This is a genomic window from Croceibacterium xixiisoli (assembly GCF_009827305.1).
GTDB classification, from domain to species: domain Bacteria; phylum Pseudomonadota; class Alphaproteobacteria; order Sphingomonadales; family Sphingomonadaceae; genus Croceibacterium_C; species Croceibacterium_C xixiisoli.
Map to the genome: position 1 here is coordinate 635,388 of NZ_WTYJ01000001.1, position 19,042 is coordinate 654,429.

The window sequence follows — 19,042 nt, forward strand, 5'->3', positions numbered from 1 at the left end:
GACCAACAAGCATGTCGAGGCGCGGAACGCTGGCGCTGGTCGTGCGGCAGGAATGGCGCATGCTGATCGCCGACCGATCGCTGCTGCTGGTGCTGGGCCTGCTGGTGGCGCTGATCACCTATGGCTTTGCCAATGGCCTGGCCGAAGTGCGCACGCGCGATGCCATGGTGGAATCCGTGCTGCAGGCAGAGGCGAAGGCCGGCCGTTCGCAGCTCGAAAGGTTTGATCGGATCGCCAGCGGGCAGGAATTGCCGAGCCCGTTCAACAATCCGGCGAACCCGGCCATCGCCGGCAATGGTTCCGGTCGTCAGGCGGTGCTGCCGAGTGCCGCGCTGGCGCCGATCGCGATTGGCCAGTCGGACATGATGCCCAATTCCTATCGCATCGGCACCCGCAGCAAAGTCGAATTCATGTATGACAGTGAAATCGAAAGCCCATGGAACCTGCTCAGCGGCCATTTCGATCTGTCCTTCGTCATCGTGTTCCTGCTGCCGCTGCTGATCTTTGCGCTGACCTTCAACCTGCTGTCGTCAGAGCGGGAAAGCGGCACCGAACGCATGCTGCTGTCGCAGCCACTCGGGCTCGGCACGCTCGCCTTGGGAAAGCTGATCCCGCGCGCCGCACCATTGCTGGCTGTCGCCGCATTGCTGCCGATCCTGCTGCTGCTTGCCTTCCGGTCAGAGGCCTGGGGCGCTGGGTGGTTGCTGTTCGGCTGGGCAGCGTTGGTGCTGGCCTATGGCCTGTTCTGGTTTGCGCTGGCCTTTGCCATCAACACGCTGCGGCGATCGTCATCCGCCAATGCCCTGATGCTGATCGCCGGCTGGACAATACTCGTGCTGGTGATGCCGGTCATGCTCAACCTGCTGGTGGAGCGGCTGCATCCAGCGCCGTCACGCACGGAACTGTCGATCCAGACCCGGGCCATCCAGGCGGACAATCTGCGCCGTTACGATGATCTGTTCAGCGGCGATTACCGCTATATCGACGAGCCGGAATCGCTGCAGGCGAAGGACGGGAAGATCGAAATTCCGGCGCGTACCATGGCCAGTTTCCTCGCCCGACGGGATATGGACAAGCGGGTTGATGGCCTGCTCGACGGTTTCGACCAGTCGCTGGCCGGGCAGCAGGCGGCTGCGGACCGGCTGTCTTTCCTTTCGCCGGCTGTGCTCGCCTATGAAGGGCTGACCGTGCTCGCCGGCACCGATGGCCAGCGCTATCTGACCTTCCGGCAGGATGTCAGCCAGTTTCACGATGGCTGGCGCGCCCGGTTCGAACCGCTGATCATGAACGGAGTGGCCATCACGCGGCCCGATCTGGAAAATCTGCCCCGTTGGCAGGCCCCGCCCCATGATCGGCGTGGCGCAGCGCGGGCTTTGGGCTGGTATGTCGCCGTCATGGCCCTCTGCGCCCTGGTCGCCGGCGTTCTGGGGTGCTGGCGCCTGCGGAGATATACAGTCGCGTGAAACGCCGGTTTTCGGCGGGTTTACGTCCTGTACACTCCGTCAGGCTAACCCGACATCATGTCACCAACGCAGCGTATCTGGCTCTGGACCGCCTTTTCCGTAACGGTAACCCTGATTCCGATGTCGGTGATGACGCGCCTGCCGGGGCTGGGCATTCCCTTGCCCTATTGGATTTTCGCCCTGTTGTGTTCGGGCGTGACCTCTTTCTTCGTGGCCCACAAGCTGATCCATCAGGGGGAACGGCTGCGGATATTGCATGCTGAACTGGTGGTGGCGCATGAAAAACTGGGCCGGATCGCGATGTCGGATTCGCTGACCCAGGTCCTGAACCGGGGTGCCTTTCTCGATCATGTGAAGCGGCGCCATGCGGGTGGTGACGGGTGGTTGCTGCTGGTCGACGCCGACCACTTCAAATCGATCAACGATCGTTTCGGGCATGAGGCGGGCGATGACGCCCTGCAGTCGATCGTCGGCATCATGCGGCAGGTGGTACGGACGGAGGATCCGATCGGTCGCCTCGGTGGGGAAGAATTCGGCATCTATCTGTCCGGCATGACGGAACAGGATGCCATTATGATCGCGGAGCGCATCCGCCAGCGGATCGAGCAGGCCGATTTGACCGATCGGCTGGGAAATTCCATACCGCTCAGTGTCAGTATCGGGGTGACCCGCATGGACCCGATGGACAAGGTCCGCGACAGTTTGCGGCTGGCGGACAATGCCATGTATCAGGCCAAACACAACGGCCGCAATCAGGTGATCCTGTCCAACTGATCGGCTTGCATCCCCCCGGCGTGGCGTCGCGCCAGATTTTTTCACATCATGGCGAAGGGTTTCATCCGGCCCGCCGTTAACGCCCTGACCGTGCCGTCGATTGCTGACCCAAGGGTGAGCCAGCTGGCGCGGAATCTGTGCAACACAGGCTGGTGGATGTGACCGAAACGATGAAAAATCAGCAAATTATCGATGGAGAGGCGGCATCACTTGCGCCTGCTTCTTTCCTGGCCTCGCCTGTTTCGGGGGTGCTTTCCATCGATCCGAAACGCAACTGCTTGGGCAAGGTGCTGATCGTGGATGGCGATGGCGATACCCGTTTCGCCATCGGCGAATTTCTCGATTTTCATGGGTTTTCGGTGTTCGAGGCCGATAGCGCTGCTGCGGTGCGCGGTCTGATTGCGGATGTTTCCCCCGATGTGGTGATCGTCGATGTGCTGGTTCCCGGCGGTGACGGGCTGTCGATCGTGCGCGAATTGTCCAATCAGGGCAGCATGTCGGTGATCATGCTGTCGGCGCTGGCCAGCGATATCGACCGGATCGTCGGGCTGGAGGCGGGGGCGGATGACTATCTGGCCAAGCCGGTGTCGCTGCGCGAACTGCTGGCCCGCATCCGCGCCGTACGCCGCCGTATCACCCGTATGGCCGAGCCTGCTTCCCCTTCGGAAGAGGGCGTCTATCGTTTCGCCGGCTGGTGCATGAATGTGGCCAGCCGCACGCTCAATGCGCCCAGCGGCGCGCGCATTCCGCTGTCCGATGGCGAATTCTCGCTGTTGCGCGCCTTTGTCGAACGGCCGCAGCGGGTGCTGTCGCGCGATCAACTGCTCGATTTCGCCCGTGGTCCGGATAGCGATGCCTATGACCGGGCCATCGATACGCAGATCAGCCGGCTGCGGCGCAAGCTGGACGGTCATTCACACAACGAGCTGATCAAGACCATTCGCAATGAAGGCTACATGTTTTCCAGCCGTGTCGAGAAAATGTAATCCGCGATGCGTTCTGCATTTCGGCTGAAAAATGCAGAAAAAGTGCAGGGATATTGATGGGGTACGCAATGCGAATTGCAGCTTGGAGTTCGCATTTCATGGTTCGGGCAGAACAGAAGGGGGCTTGGGTGAACGGCGCAGGCATGATCCTTTTGCGCCCCGCAGGCACCCCGATGCCGATCTTGTCGGTTAATTTGCGCCGTCCTTGCGCAATCTTTACCCAACGGCGGCCTTCCACGCGCCATAGCATTTTTGGTCGATCCGCCCCTGTGAGCAGATGGGATCGTTCGGTTCGCCGGAGTTGGCCTATGACGCCAGAATTGCCCGATGATGAGTTGATGGCGCGGATCGCGCGGGGCGACGTCTTTGCCTATACCGCGCTGGTTCAGCGTCATTTGCCGCGCGTCTACCGCACCGCCCATCGCATGTTGCATGACCCGAGCGAGGCGGAGGATGTGGCCCAGGACAGCTTCGCCAGATTGTGGCAGAATGCGCCGCGCTGGAACGGTGGCGGCGCCGGCGTGGCGGCCTGGCTGCGCCGGGTTTGCGCCAATCTGTGTTTCGATCGTTTGCGGCAGAGAGGGCGCTGGTCCTCCGATGAGGCGCCCGACCTGGCTGACCCGGCAGCCGGGGCGGACCGGACCGCAGCCCAGGCCGAAATTGCCGACATGATCGAGGTCGGCCTGCGGGCACTCTCCGATGCGCATCGCGCGGCCATTGTGCTGACTTATTACGAAGAATATTCGAACCGCATGGCGGCGGAAATCCTGCAACTGGATATCAAGGCGTTTGAATCGCTGCTGTTCCGCGCGCGCAAGAAGCTGGCGGTGCTGCTGACGCAGGGTGGGGTGCTGGCCCAGGATCTGGAGCTGTTCGCATGAATGCGGGCGTGACCGATCTGCAACTCGAAAGCTTCCTGGCGGCGCGCAAGGATCCGCCGGTTCCGGCCGATCTGGCGCGGCGGATTGTCGTGTCGACCGCCCATCTGCCGCAATGCGATCCGATGGATGTTCCGGTAGCATCCGCTGCCAGAGCCGTGCCGCTGGCAGCGCCTGTTCGCCGTCGCCGTTGGGCCGGCTTTTCGGCGGGTGCGGCCATGGCGGCCAGCCTGGCGCTGGCGATTTTCGCGCAAGCCCCAACCGGCCCGGCGAAAGCGGATCGATTGGGCAGCCGGCCTGATGGCGAGCAACTGGCCATTGTCGAGCCTGCATCGGCTCCGACGGCAGAGCCCCTCGCCACGCCTGCGCCCGCCATCGCTGCTCCTGCTATGACCGCCCCTGTGATGGTGGCGCGCGCACAACCTGCCGCTGCGGATCAGCAGCAGGCGCAACCGGTTCAGCTTGCCGAGGCGCCGACTGCAGCCGTTGCCATTGGGGCGGTTGCTGCGCCGCAGGCACCATCCAACGATGCGGCCCCCGTGCAATTGGCACGCGGCTGGCACAGGGACGATGTCCGGGAATTTGCCCTGGCAGGCAACGCCGCCCCTGCAGAACAAGTCTATGGCCCGGTGCAGGACGATGATCGCCTCGGTATGGTCTATGGCCCCTCGGGCACAGCCTCCGCCACGGTCAGCCTGGGCATTCGCGGCCGTTAGAGCAACTTCGAAGCAGGGGGAATCACCTGCTGACCCGGAAATTGCGACAAACAAGCAGACGCAGAACGGTTCCGATTGTTTTCGCGCCAGCCGCTGCACGGTTTGATGCGGTGGTGATGCAGGCCTGCATCAATCCCTGACACGCAAACGACATAATCGACACCGGGCTTCGCAGGCTTGGATGCTGCGGCGTTCCCAACCGTAAATTCCGTTTGCCAGCGGTTGGGCCTGCCATCCTACCCGGGTTCTTGCAGCTTGGGCGTGTCCGGCTGTGGCGCCGGCTGGCAACGCTTGGCGGCGCTTGCCGCTGCTTGGCGGCGAGCGGCAAAGTGCGGAAAAATTCCCGTCAAATTTGTCCCTGAGATCGCGGCTTCGAGATGCGGCCGGCCCTGTGCCGCGCACGAGAATCATAAACGTGAGGGAGATTGATGATGGGAATTCACCGCAATTGGCGTGCGCGTGCCGGCAACAGGCTCATGCTGTCCTGTGCCTCGCTGGCCGTGATCGGGGCGCTGGTGCAGCCCGCTGCTGCGCAGGACAACAGCGCCGAGCAGGACAGCCAGGTAGCGCCGGCAATCGTCGTCACTGGGTCGCGCATCGTGCGGCCCGATTATTCGTCGAACAGCCCGACTATTTCGGTCGATGATGCGCTGCTGCAGAATTCAGGTACCGCCGCGCTGGAAACCAATCTGAACAAGCTGCCGCAATTCGTGCCGGCCCAGACGCCGACCGCAGGCGCGGATATCCAGCCGACCGCCACCAACACCCCCGGCGCGGCAACGGTCTCGCTGCGCGGGATCGGTTCCAACCGCAATCTGGTGCTGCTCGATGGTCGCCGGATCACCCCCAGCAATGCATCGGGCGTGGTCGATATCTCGACGATTCCCAGCGCGGCGATCGAACGGGTGGAAATCATTTCCGGCGGTGCATCGGCTACCTATGGCGCGGACGCCGTCGCCGGTGTCACCAACTTCATTCTGAAGAAGAATTTCCAGGGCCTGGAAATGGATGGCCAGATGGGGATGACCCAGCATGGCGATGGCTTCGAATATCAGATCTCGGGCATCATGGGCGCCGATTTCGATGACAAGCGCGGCAATATCAGCCTGTCGATGTCCATGAACACCCGCGAAGCCAGCTATCAGCGCGATCGCAAATGGTACCGCGATCTCTGGGCGGATGAAAACATCGCTGGCACGCAATATTTCATCGATCGGCCGGGCGTCAATTTCGGCTACAGCAATCTGCCCACCACGCTGAACGGCATGTTCCCGGGTTCCACCCTGCCGGGCGGCGGCGTGACGGTGTACACCAATCCTGACGGCACGCCCTTCGTCAACGGATCGTGGACCGACAGCAGCGGCATCTATCATCCTTATTTCGAAGGTTTCGACCAGGCTGTCGATGGTTATGACTACAAGCTCAACGCCAATGGCGTGATGACGCAGAACAACACCGACAGCTATCTGATCCTGCCGCTGACCCGGTACAATTTCTTCGCCAACGGCAATTATGAAATCAACGACTGGGTCGGTGTCTTCGCCCAAGCGATGTACAGCAATGTGAATACCTACACCCGCAACGAACCCGGCCCGATCACCTCGGGGTGGAGCGTGTTCATCGATCCAACCACGCTGTCGGCGGATCAATTGCCGGACGATCTGTGGACGCTGCTCAACAGCCGGCCCGATGCGGATGCTCCGTTCGAACTGCGCACGCTGATGCCGGGCAATCGCGAAACCTATACCGATGTATCGACCTTCAACATGCAGGCCGGGCTGCGGGGCAAGATCCCCGGCACGGACTGGACCTGGGAAACCTTCGTCAGCCATGGGGAATCGCAGACCTACACGCTGCAGACGGGGATCTATTCGCTCGAACGGCTGCGCACCGTGCTCAATTCGGGCAATTTCGGTCAGGGCTTCTCGCAGACCGGCAATGCCGCAGGCGGTGGCTTCGGCGCCAGCACGGCCACCTGCACCAGCGGGCTCAATTTCTTTGTCATCCCCGAAGGCGGCTATTCGCAGGATTGCCTTGATGCCGTGACGGCGGATCTCAAGACCCGGTCCAAGCTGCGGCAGACGATCGTGGAGGCCAATTTCCAGGGTGAACTGTTCAGCCTGCCGGCCGGCGGCGTGCGTGCGGCGGTCGGTGCGTCCTATCGCGAACAGGAATATCAGTTCATCAACGATACGCTCACCAGCGACGGCACATCCTTCCTGGATCAGGCGCTCGGTATTTACCCCAGCGCGGATTCCTACGGCTATTTCGATGTGCAGGAAGCCTATGCCGAGCTGCTGATCCCGGTGCTGGCCGATCTGCCGGCGATCAAATCATTCAGCCTGGAACTGGGGGGTCGTGTGTCGAAATACAGCACCACCGGCACCAGCTATACCTACAAGGCGCTGGGCGATTGGGAGGTCAATGACTGGCTGCGCGTTCGCGGCGGCTACAACCGCGCAGAACGTGCGCCCAATATTGGCGAACTCTATCTGTCGTCGCAGCAGACGTTCGGCGTGAACTATGCGGGCGATCCCTGCTCGCTGGCCAATCCGCTGGCCTGGTCGGCCAATCCGGACAACGCCAATGGCGCACAGGTGCGCGCCGTTTGCGAAGTGCTGATGGATCGTTCGGGCAGCGATACCGCAAAGACCGAATATTACGATGGTACGCAGGACAACTCCACCTTCGGCTATGCTTGGCCGACACTGGTGGGCAATGCCAATCTGACCACCGAGAAGGCCGATACCTGGACGCTGGGCATGGTCGTCCGCTCGCCCTTCAGTTCTCCCGCCCTGTCGGGCCTGCGGCTGTCGGTCGACTGGTTCGATATCAATGTGAAGGATGCGATCGCGCCGCTGACGGTGGCCACAGCGCTGCAACAGTGCCTGGATCCGCAGTTCAACCCGCTGGTGCTGACCGATGCCGATGCGGCTGCCAGCACGCAGTTCTGCCAGGACATCAACCGCAACCAGACCGGTTCACTGGGCAATGTTCTGATAACCTATACCAACAGTGGTCGGTTCAATGTGCAGGGCATCGATGCGCAGCTCGATTGGGGCATGCCGGTCGGTCCGGGACGGTTGAGCGCCAATGTCGTGCTGAACTATCTACTCAAGTACAAGAGCTCGTCGCTGCCAACCCTGCCGATGGTCGATTATGTCGGCACTTTCGGAACCACCGAAAATGGCCTCAACACCGGGGTCTATGAATATCGCGTCCTGACCAGCCTCAATTATCAGCTCGGCAAGTTCGGCCTCGGGCTGCAGTGGCAGCATCTGCCCTCGATCGAGGATGCGGCAGAGGCCACGACGGCCGGTGGCACCACCACCGTGGGGGCGGCCGCCTACAACATCTTCCATCTCAACGGAAATGTGTCGGTGACGGACAATCTGAACCTGCGCTTCGGCGTGGACAATCTGTTCGACAAGGCGCCGCCGCTGACAAACTACAACCCGGCGAACAGCGCGTCGCTCACCAATGGGCTGTTGTCGGGCGGTTCCTATTCGACCGGATATTACGACACCAACGGCCGGCGCTTCTGGGTCGGTGCCAATGTGAAGTTCTGATCCCCTGATCAACAGGGGGCAGCCACCGGAAGGCGTCGCGATCCGATTTTCCCCCGGATCGCGGCACCCGCCCTTCGGATCGCGATAACAGAACACAAAACCTCTGCCGGGTGCGCGGGTCTGGCTACAGATCGCCCGCATCCGGCAGGCCTTTGTCTGCGGCACCCAAATCGGCGAACCGCGCCAGCAGCCAGGCCGTGGCCGGGCCGGGTGGGCAATCGCTGCGCCAGATGCCGGAAAACCCATAGGTGCCGCCCGGATCGTCGGGCATGATCAGGCGGATCAGCGTTCCGGCCACCAGATCGCCCTCGATCATCGGCAAGGGCATATTGCCCCAGCCGATCCCTTCGCGCAGCAGCGCATGCTTGGTCGCCAGATCGGCCAGTCGCCAGGTCTTCGGGCTCAGCACGGCGAAATCCTGCCCTTCGGTCAGATCGGATCGGTCGGTCAGCACCAATTGCAGATAATCGCGCCCTGCGCCGCTGGCGATGCTTGCCATCCGCCCCAGCGGGTGATCGGGCGCTGCCACCGGCACCATGGATACAGAGCCTACCCTGTGCCGCTCGATCCCCGGCACGCCGGCACAGAGCGGGCCCGATATGCCCAGGCCAGCGCGGCCATCCAGCACCATGGCGGTGACCGCACCCAGAGTTTCGGCATGCAGGCGCAACTGCACGCTGGGGTAATGGCCAGCAAATTCGCGCAGGATCTGCCCCAGCCGCTGGCTGGGCATCATCACGTCGACCGCCAGATCGATCTCTGCTTCCAGCCCGTCATGCAGCGCCTTCACCTTGGCCCGCAGCAGATCCACATCCTGCGCGATCGATCGCGCCTCCGCCAGCACGGCCCGCCCGGCTTCGGTCAGCTGTGGCCGGCGCGTGCCTTCGCGGTCGAACAGCTGCAGCCCCAGCTGCGCTTCGAGATTGCCGATGCCATAGCTGATGACGGACACCGCGCGGTTCAGCCGCCGCCCTGCTCCGGCAAAGCTGCCAGCATCCACCACGGCCAGAAAAATGCCCAGCTGGTCCAGCGTCGGCGTACCGGGTCCGATCATCGGGTGATGCGCAGCTTTTCAATTTTGTCGAACATAATGCCTGATTTTATCGCTCTGTTTGGAAATGTGAGCAAGGCCTATCTCCGACCTCAGCAAGCAGACACGCCCGCCAACATGGGCCCGGATATGGAGAAATGACGATGATCGAACTGCGCCCCTTCGAAAGCCTTGGTGGTGACAATCACGGCTGGCTGGATGCCAAGCATCACTTTTCTTTCGCCAATTATCAGGATCCGCAGCGCATCCACTGGGGCAATCTGCGGGTGTGGAATGATGACACGATCCAGCCGCACACCGGTTTTCCCCCGCATCCCCACCGCGACATGGAAATCATCACCTATGTCCGCAAAGGCGCGATCACCCATGAAGACAGCCTGGGCAACAAGGGTCGGACCGAAGCAGGTGACGTCCAGGTGATGAGCGCTGGCACCGGCATCCGCCATTCGGAATACAATCGGGAAGATGAGGTGACGCAGATTTTCCAGATCTGGATCATCCCCACCCGCGAAGGCGATGCACCGGCCTGGGGTGCCAAGCCCTTCCCCAAGGGTGATCGCGCCGGGAACTTCGTCACCCTCGCCTCCGGCTATGACAATGACGACGATGCCCTGCCGATCCGCACCAATGCCCGTGTGCTGGGCGCCACGATCAGGGCGGGGGACACGGTGGAATATCCGATCGGCCGCGATCGGAAGGCCTATCTGGTTCCGGCAACCGGTGCGATCCGGATCGACGATGTCGAAGCAAAGGCGCGTGATGGTGTGGCGATCAGCGATCTCGACACCATCCGCATCACCGCGATCGAAGACAGCGAGATCGTGCTGGTCGACGCGGCCTGACCCTGCAGCCATCGCCCGTGGAACCACCGTTCTGCGGGCGACGGTTTGATTCCAACATCCGCTCGGCCTGAGCTCGTCGAAGGCCAGCCGCCGACGTGCCCCTTTGCGCTGACATGGTGCCTACCCTTCGACGAGCTCAGTGTGAGCGGAAGTGGAGAGATTACCTATTCCCGCTGATCTTCCAGCGCAAAGGCGCACACCAAATCGACCGCAGACAGGCTCTGCGAAACCCATTCTTCCATCACATCGCGTAACATGGGCGTGACGGCAACATAGAGGCCGGGCGGGGTGGACAGTTCCACCAGCCCTAGATCGCGCGCGCCATGCAGCACATTGCGCACATGCACGCGGGACACGGCACATTGTTCGGCCACCTGGGAATAGAAACCGGGCCCGGTTCGCCCATCGGGCTTGCCGCGCGTTTCGCGGAACATATGCGCCATGATCCGGATGCCGGCGGTCGCCTGCAGGAAATATTCCGCTGCGACATTGTTTTTCACCAGCGTGCCGGCGAGTTCCAGGGTACGCAGTCCCGCCACGCGATAGGCGCGTTGATAGGCCGGATCTTTGGCGATCGCGGCCTCATAGCGCGCATCGCCATTCAGCATGTGCAGCGGCTGATGAAACACCTTCAGCCATTCACGGTCGAGCGCCAGCGCCAATTCGCTGGCCTTGAGAATCCGCACGCGCCGGTCGCCGCTGGCACGCTTGGTTTCCAGCAGGCCGTCACCCTCCATGGATGTCACCAGATTGCTGATCCGCCGGGCAGATGTCAGATGCATGGAGACCAGTGCCCCGCGCAGCCGCTCGACCGTCAGCCAGCTTTCCGGAACATCGGGATGCTGCGCAAAATCCAGCCCGACCGCTGCCATGAAGGCCACGGCGCGATCATATTCCATCAGTCTGCGGACCAGCAGCGTGGTGTCGCCATACAGCGTGGCAATCCCATCCATCAGGCTGGCGAAGGCCAGGTCGAACTGCGGGTGATTGCGGATGGCGTCAGCCGATCGAAAGGGGATGCCGTCCCCCGCTAAACGGGCGGAAATCTCGTTGGAATTCATGCGTATCAGGCGGCCCGGCAATATTGTTGTTGGTCAGACGGATATAGTCACGTGAATGTAACGGGAATCCAACCAATTTGTTTCGTTGTGTGACCGACCTAGCTGCACCTAACCATTGCCGACGATTGGGGGGCAAGGCGGACGATCCGCAGGTTGCAGGGGCAGACCGCCCCCCGGCGCAGGGGGTATGTACATGTTCGAAGCAGCCATGGGTCGCGTCTTCCATCAGGTGGACATGCAGGACGATGTCCTTGATCTCGCGCCCTTTCTGATGCCCCGGGACATGCCGCTGCGCAGCGGCTTTCAGGTCGGCACGGCCATGGCCGCCGCCATGCTGGTGGCGCTGGTCCATCCGCAAGCTGCCCGTGCGCAGGCCGTTGATGCCTGCGGCGCGCTCGATACCTCGGGCCATGTTACATGTTCGGGGGATGGCAATCCCTATGATGATGGTATCACCTATCAGGCGCCGGCTGCCGGCGATGCCTTCGTCGATCTGTCGGTGGTGCTCGCCGATGATTTCGCCATGGCGGTGCCAGCGGGCCTGGCTGCGCCGGCGATCGATCTGGCCGCAAACGGCTCTGCATCGCTGACTTTGGATGCTGAGTTCGGCGCCAGCATCGTCAGCGAAGTTCATGGCAGCCCGGCCCTGCGCGCCCGATCTGCGGCAGGCGATGTCCTGATCAATGCGCCCTCGGTCACCACCCATGGCGACGATGCCCGTGCCATCGATGCCCGATCGCTGGAAGGCGGCACGGTGCATGTCATCGCTGACGGTCCGGTTGCCACCACCGGGCTGCGATCGCGCGGAATCACGGCCATTTCAACCGGGGGCGATGTCGGCATTTCCGCTGGCGATGTGGGCACCACGGGCGATTATGCCGATGGCATCATCGCGATGGGCGACAATGTCGAACTGCTGATCGGCGGCGATGTCCGCACGCAGGGCAGCGCTGCCTATGGCGCCTATGTCCGGGCACAGAATGGCACGGCGCATGTGCGCGTCGACGGTTCGGTCAGCACCGCAGGCAATGGGGCGAAGGGGATCGATGCCCAGGCAACCGATGGGGTTTCGGTTATCGGCAGCGGAACGGTCGCAACCCAAGGTTATATCGGAACTGCGGTGATCGCGCGCACTGACAATGGCGATGCGCTGGTCGATCTGGCGCGGGTATCTGCCGAGGGGCCTGGTGCCAGTGCGGTGCATGCTCAGTCCAACACCGGCAATGCCACCATTCGTGTCGATCAGGCGCTCAGTGTCAGCGATCATTTCGCCACCCTTGATGTCCACGGCGGTCAAAGCGCACATGTTGAGGTCGCCGATTGGGTGGCAGCCTATGGCGAACGGGCCGTTGCCATCAATGTCTACAGCTATGGCACAGTCAGCGCCGCAGTGCAGGATGTGCTGGCAGTCGGCAATGGCGCGACGGCCATCGATGCACAGGGTTATAGCGTTGAGTTGGCCATCGGCGGGACAATCCATGCGCAAAGCGATGATGGTGACGCGACGGGGGCGGCGGTCACTGTCAAAGCCGGCAACAGCTATTACGGCGCCAGCAGCGCCAACGTCACGATCGTCAATGATGGCGTGATCAGCGCCGCCGGCCAGGGAATGGGGGCATTGAGGGTTGATTCCGCCGGTTCGGTCGAAATCAGTGGCAATGGTTCCGTGACGACCGCAGGCAACCAGGCTGCTGCGGTCCATATCGATGCGCTGGGCGATGTTTCGATTGCGCTGGGCAATGTTGAAACCGGCGGTGCGTTCTCTGACGGTATTGCCGCAAAGGCCGCTGGTGACGTGAGGCTGTCGATCGGGTCAGCCCGTGTAGGGGGTGTCCGATCAAACGCGATCAACATTTCCGCGCTGGGCGACATCACCGCGCAGATCGGTGATGTTGAGGCAGGCCACCTTGCCTCGACCGGCATGATATTGGATGCGCGGAACATCCAACTGTCCCTTGCTGGTGATTTGTCTGCGGATCGCGCGTTTGGTCATCGCAGCCGGGGTGCGGGTGCCCGCCTCTCCGCTATCGAGCACACTGATGCCAGCCTTGGCTCAGTCAGTGTCGTGGGGGAGGAAGGCATCGGGGTTTCGATTGTCAGCCAAACGCTTGATCTGGATTTCGGGACATTGTCGGTCACCGGTGAATTCATGGCTGGCATTCAAGCCGATATTTCAGACAACGCTGCCGTAAGCGGGCGGAGCCTGTTTGCCGGTGGAAAGGGCTCCCGCGGGCTGAAAGTCATCAGCAACAACCATCTTGATGTCGATATTGATACTGTAAGTGTATCCGGAGAGACCGTGCAGGGAGTGGAAGCAATCGCCCGCACTGCCAGCATCATAATGAATGAAGGAAGTTTGAAAGGTAACGGCAACACAATACTGGATGTCACGTCTTTTCTGCAATCAGCAATTCAAGTCGGAAATATGGATGTTTGGGGTGACAACAGTAGAGCGGTAATGGCTGTCGCCGGAGGCGGCATTGATCTTGGTCTGAACGGCAATATCACCTCAAGCGGGCTTCAGAGCCCTGTGTCTGACGGCGTTGATGAAGATGATCGGTCAAATCGGGCTTGGGGCGTCGTAACGGCGCGTAGCCTTTTTGAGGATGTTGCCATTACAAATTCTGGCAAGTTGGTTGCCAGTGGCAATTTCAATGGCGGGATTACCGCCATTGGACGTGACATTTTCATCAGTGGGCCCGGGTCAGTCACCACTCATGGCTATGGCGCTACAGCTATTTATGCTGGCGGTGGCTTTGGTCCGACCAGGGCAGAAACTGGCAGCGCCGACATTTCAATGGCGGAGGTCAACACCAGCGGCGAAAACGCTGTTGCTGTTCATGCGCGCGCTGTTGGACATGTGGTGATCGATGTCGACAGCATCACCGTCACAGGGGATTATTCCCATGCTGTGCTCGTCGATGCCGTGGGCGGGGCTGATATCCGTGTCGGCAACCTCGCTGCGCTCGGCTACGATGGCCGGGGCGTCGATCTGCTTGGTCAGGGGGCAGGCAGATTTTCTGTCGACATCGACAGGCTCATCGTGGCTGGCGGAGCAGGGGTAATGGCCGTTGCACCGGAAGGCGACGTCGATATCCGCGTCGGCGAACTGATGCAGAGTGGCGACACATTCCAGAGCGCGGTCTACGCGGCAGGACGCGCAGTGACAGTCGGCTTGGGCGAGCTGCGCACGCAAGGCAGCAATCTCACCGCGGAACCTCTCACCGCCGTTCTGGCGCTGGGTACCGAAAGCGTCGATATCGAGGTCCATACGCTCGATGCCAGGCAGTCAGGGCGCGATGGTTTGGCTGCGGCTGCCGTCGGCACGGCGTCTGTGACAATTACCGATGGCGGATCGATCAACACCGGCGGCAACGCCATCGCGCTCAGTGCCGGCCGCTCCGGACGGGTGGTCAATGGCGGCTCCATTTCCACATTCGGCCATTATGCGCGCGGCATTGTCGCCCAATCTGCCGGTTCGCTCGATATCATCGGCGGCAACATCAGCACGCAGGGGCATTATTCCAACGGCATCACCGCCCTGGCTCTTGATTCGCTCGCCATCACCTCCACGGTCATCGTGACCGAAGGGGTGGCCAGCAACGCCATCGATGCGGGCAGCGGCGGCGATATTCGCATCTCTGTCGGCGATCTCAATGTGTCCGGCTATGGCTCGCAAGCCGTCCGGGCGGAAGCTGGCGGTGATATTGCCATCGACATCGGCGGTGTCGTTCTCGGCAGCGCGCATCAGCCGCTCTATGACGCCGTGCCGGTCGGTGACGGCGGGCGTCTGTCGGATGTGTCGCGCGGAACCATTACCGCCAATGCCATGGGCAGCGCATCCGTCACCCACAATGGCGCGATCATAACCACGGGCATTCGCGAAGGCGGAATGTCGGTGCGCGGCGAACAGGGCGTTACCGTCAGCGGCAATGGCAGCGTTTCCACCCGGGGCACCAACGCCACCGGCGTCTATGCCGCTGCCAATGCCGGCCTGGCCTCGGTCGAAATCGGCGATGTGCGCACGCGCGGGCGTGATGCCTTTGGCGTGCTGGTGCGATCCTATGGCGCGGGCGAAGCGACGGTCGATAGTGTGACGACGCGCGGCCAGGGGTCGCATGGCGTGGTGGTGGAAGGGGCCATGTTCGCCTCCGCCAAGGCGGGGACGGTCGTCACCCGGGGCGACAATGCCAATGGCGTCGTCGCGCACAGCTATGGCGATGCCTATGCGGCGGCCGAATCCATCACCGTCACCGGGGAAGGGGCGATCGGCCTGGATGTCGCGAGCTATGGCAGCGGTGATGTGGAGGCGGTTGTCGGCACCGTTCGCGCGCATCATGGGCGCGGTGTGGGTGCCTATGCCAGCAATGGTTCGGCCACGATCACGGCCGGCCGGGTGATCCAGTCCGGGCCGACCGGGGCAGAAGGCATTCTCGCGCTCGGCACCACTGGCGCGGCGATCACCTTCGGTTCGGTCAGCAGCAATGGTGCCGCTGACAATGACGCCGGCTTTACCGCCGCCGTGGCAGGGGGCTCCACCACCGGAGATGTCACCATTCGCGGCGATCGGGTCAGCACCCGGGGGGATGGGCGCCATGGCGTGGTCGGCCGCAGCGATTCCGGCGCGATCGTCGCCCAAGTGGCCAGCGTCACCACCATTGGCGAAGCATCGGCCTTCCATCTCGATACCGCAGGCGATGTGTCGCTCACCACGCAGCGGGCCATCAGCGACGGCGCGGAATCGACCGTGTTCCTGCGCGGCGATGATGTGAATGTCGTGGCCGGGGGAATCCACGCCAATGGCGCAGAAGGCGCAACAGCCCTGCGGGTGCTGGCCAGCGGCGATGCCGATGTCCGCGTGCAACTGGTGCAGGCCAATGGTGCCGACCGCACGGGCGTGCTGCTGGCGGCCGATGGATTTGCGGCGCTGACGGTCGATGCCGATGGCGGCATTCTGGCCGGCGGCGATGCGGTTGTCCTCAATGCCGACGCCGGTTCCAGCCTGCGCAATGACGGCACGATCATGGGCGGCAGCGGCTTTGCCCTGCGCGCCTATGGCGGGGCGGTGAGCGTGGACAATCGCGGCCTGATCGCCGGCGCCCTGGCGCTGACCGAAGGGGCCGATCTGATCACCAACACCGGCGTGCTGCAACTGACCGCGGGAACGGATCTGGGCGCAGGCAATGACCGGATCGTCAACAATGGCGCCGTCATTCTGGCCGGCGATGTCGATTTCGGCGCCGGCAATGACAGCTTGGTCAACAACGGCGTGCTCGTGCTGGGCAGCAGCGGCATGTCCACCTTCGCCGTCGCGCCGATGGCGCGCACGCTGATCGGCCTGGAAAGCTTCGGCAATACCGCACTGATCGATCTGCGCGACGATATCGTGGGTGATGTGCTGACCATTTCCGGCAGCTTTGCCGGCAGCGGCAACAGCACACTGGGGCTGGACGTGGCCTTCGGTCAGCAGGTGGCGGCCGATCGTCTCGTCATCGGTGGCGCGGCCACGGGCAGCACCACCATTGCCCTCTCCATCAGCGGCACGCCGCAACTGGGCCTGGGGCCGGTGCTGGTGCAGACCGGTGCCGGATCATCGGCCGATGCCTTCGCGCTCGATCCGGAGGCAGCGGTTGCTGGCCTGATCGAACACGGGCTGGTGTTCGATGCCGGCAATGGCCGCTTCACCCTCGCCACCGCGCCTTCGGCCACCGCCTACCGCCTGCTCAATCTGACCGAGGCTGCCCAGTCGCTGTGGCTGACGACGGCGGATACGATCACCGCGCAACTGGACAGCATGCGCCAGGCCGGATCGGCCAAACCCGGCCTGTGGTATGCGATGCATCATTCCGGCATGCGTCGCCACGAAGCCGGCAGCTTCGATGCCTTCGGCTTCGAACAGCAGGCGGACATCGGCTATCGCCAGAATGTCACCGGCGGCCAGTTCGGCTTCGACAGCGGCGGGGACGGCTTCGGTTTCGGTGTGACGGCGGGTTATGCCAAATCCAGCGTCAACTTCCTGGCCGGGCCCGAACGGCTGGATATCGAATCCTGGAACATCGGCGCCTATGCCCGCTATGTGGGTGACCTGCTGTTCGCCAATGCGCTGGTGAAATACGACTTCTACGATATCGATTCCAATCTGGGCACCGCAGGCAAGGCGGCGACCGATGGCAAGGGTTATGGCGCGCAGGGCGAAGCAGGCCTGCGTTTCGTGGCGGGCGGGCTCAGCATCGAACCGGTCGTCGGCCTGTCGTGGCAACATGTGGAGGCCGATGCGCTGGTCCTGCCGCTGCGGATCGATTTCGATGATCGCGAAGGCGGCCGCGCCAGTGCCGGGTTGCGGCTGGTCGGCACGCAAACGCTGGGCAGCGATGGCGATACCCAGCTGCGTTATTATCTGCGCGGCGATGTGGTGCAGCCCTTTGCCGGCAGCGGCATCACCGGCTTCTCCGACGCGTCGGACAATGTCGCCTTCCTCGATGAACGGATCGGCACCTATGGTTCGGCACGGTTGGGCCTGTCCTTCACCCAGGGCGCGCTGACCGGCTTTGTCGAAGGGGAAGGGCGCTTCAGCAGCGAATACCGTGGCGGCGGGGGCCGGGTGGGTCTACGGATCGGCTTCTGATGTCTTCCAAAACCAGCACCGAGACACCGACAGACCAGAACACCCATCTTTCGGTGTCGCGCGGGCTGGCCGGCTGGCTGACCCAGCATGCCACCAGCCTGGCCTTCAGCTGTTATCAGAGCGGGCAATTGTTCCTGGTCGGCGTGCTGCCCAATGGCAGCGTGTCCTTCAACCAGCAGAAATTCAGCCGTGCCATGGGCCTGTGCTGGCAACCGGCGGGCCGGCTCTATCTCGGCGCGCTGGATCAGGTCTGGCGGCTGGAAAACATGCTGCGCCCGGGCGAACTGGGCAATCAGCATTTCGATCGGGTGCTGGTGCCGCGCAATGCCCAGACCACCGGCGATGTCGATATCCATGAACTCGGCGTCGATCGGGATGGCCATGTCGTCTTCGTCAACACCCGCTACAGCTGCCTCGCCACGCTGGACCCGCGGCACAGCTTCCGCCCGCTGTGGAAACCGCCCTTCATCTCCCGCCTCGCTCCGGAAGATCGCTGCCATCTCAACGGTCTCGCCATGGCCGATGGCGCCCCGCGTTATGTCACCGCCGTCAGCCGCAGCGATGTGGTCGATGGCTGGCGCGAACGGCGGAACGAAGGTGGCCTGCTGATCGATGTGACCAGCAACGCCATCGTCACCGATCAGCTGTCCATGCCGCACAGCCCGCGCATTGCCGGTGACGGCAGCGTGGTGCTGCTCGATTCCGGCTGGGGCCGGATCTGCCGGGTCGATCCGGCCAGCGGCACGCGTCAGACGATCGCCTTCTGTCCCGGCTTCCTGCGCGGGATGGCGCTGCATGATGGTTTCGCCATCGTCACCGTATCCAAACCGCGCAACGGCACCTTTTCCGGCCTCGCGCTCGATACCGAACTGGCCGATCGCGATGCCGTGCCCTGGTGCGGGGTGCTGATCGTGGATCTGGCGACGGGCGACATCGTCGAATGGATCCGGCTGGAAGGCTTCATCACCGAATTGTTCGACGTCGCCGCCATGCCGGGCGTGCGCTGCCCGATGGCGCTGGGACCCGGCACGCTGGAAATGCAGAACACCATCAGTTTCGAACCGCTGGCCTGAACCA

General features: G+C 62.7%; 11 protein-coding genes. 9 read left to right on the forward strand and 2 right to left on the reverse strand.

All coding sequences use genetic code 11. From position 1 onward, the window contains the following. Positions 1-11: 11 nt before the first annotated feature. The 6 genes from GRI97_RS03075 (at position 12) to GRI97_RS03100 (ending at position 8,386) form a co-directional block, all read left to right on the forward strand. Positions 12-1,463, forward strand: coding sequence for an ABC transporter permease subunit (locus GRI97_RS03075; RefSeq protein ID WP_161389648.1), 1,452 nt, complete (start codon positions 12-14; stop codon positions 1,461-1,463). 57 nt (positions 1,464-1,520) lie between these two features. Beyond that, positions 1,521-2,237 carry a GGDEF domain-containing protein gene (locus GRI97_RS03080; protein ID WP_161389649.1) on the forward strand — a complete coding sequence of 239 codons (717 nt, stop codon included), beginning with the start codon at positions 1,521-1,523 and terminating at the stop codon, positions 2,235-2,237. Between the two features lie 287 nt (positions 2,238-2,524). Further along, positions 2,525-3,223, forward strand: a complete 699-nt coding sequence (locus tag GRI97_RS03085; protein ID WP_328598522.1) for a response regulator transcription factor — start codon at positions 2,525-2,527, stop codon at positions 3,221-3,223. A 308-nt stretch (positions 3,224-3,531) separates the two neighbouring features. Continuing rightward, entirely contained in the window at positions 3,532-4,104 is a 573-nt protein-coding gene (locus tag GRI97_RS03090; RefSeq protein WP_161389651.1) for a sigma-70 family RNA polymerase sigma factor, read from the forward strand. An 8-nt stretch (positions 4,105-4,112) separates the two neighbouring features. Next, on the forward strand, positions 4,113-4,817 hold the full coding sequence (locus GRI97_RS03095) for a hypothetical protein (protein WP_161389652.1): 705 nt from the start codon (positions 4,113-4,115) through the stop codon (positions 4,815-4,817). Between the two features lie 428 nt (positions 4,818-5,245). Next, a complete protein-coding gene (locus GRI97_RS03100; RefSeq protein WP_161389653.1) occupies positions 5,246-8,386 on the forward strand; it encodes a TonB-dependent receptor plug domain-containing protein in 3,141 nt (1,046 codons plus the stop codon). Positions 8,387-8,510: 124 nt separating this feature from the next. Here the strand turns inward: GRI97_RS03100 and GRI97_RS03105 are convergent, their stop codons facing one another. Beyond that, a complete protein-coding gene (locus tag GRI97_RS03105; protein WP_161389654.1) occupies positions 8,511-9,440 on the reverse strand; it encodes a LysR family transcriptional regulator in 930 nt (309 codons plus the stop codon). Between the two features lie 140 nt (positions 9,441-9,580). Between GRI97_RS03105 and GRI97_RS03110 the strand changes: the two genes are divergently transcribed. Next, positions 9,581-10,279 (forward strand): pirin family protein, encoded by a 699-nt coding sequence (locus GRI97_RS03110; RefSeq protein WP_161389655.1) that lies wholly within the window; start codon positions 9,581-9,583, stop codon positions 10,277-10,279. 164 nt (positions 10,280-10,443) lie between these two features. Here GRI97_RS03110 and GRI97_RS03115 read toward each other — a convergent pair whose 3' ends face one another. Beyond that, the gene (locus tag GRI97_RS03115) at positions 10,444-11,340 is read right to left on the reverse strand and encodes a hypothetical protein (RefSeq protein ID WP_161389656.1); all 897 of its coding nucleotides are present in this window, start codon (positions 11,338-11,340) and stop codon (positions 10,444-10,446) included. Positions 11,341-11,533: 193 nt separating this feature from the next. Here GRI97_RS03115 and GRI97_RS03120 point away from each other — a divergent pair, with 193 nt between their 5' ends. Together GRI97_RS03120 and GRI97_RS03125 are read left to right on the forward strand one after the other, a co-directional pair. Further along, positions 11,534-17,965, forward strand: a complete 6,432-nt coding sequence (locus GRI97_RS03120; protein WP_161389657.1) for an autotransporter outer membrane beta-barrel domain-containing protein — start codon at positions 11,534-11,536, stop codon at positions 17,963-17,965. Beyond that, positions 17,965-19,038 (forward strand): TIGR03032 family protein, encoded by a 1,074-nt coding sequence (locus GRI97_RS03125; RefSeq protein ID WP_161389658.1) that lies wholly within the window; start codon positions 17,965-17,967, stop codon positions 19,036-19,038. Before GRI97_RS03120 ends, GRI97_RS03125 begins: the two co-directional genes overlap by 1 nt. Positions 19,039-19,042 lie beyond the last annotated feature (4 nt).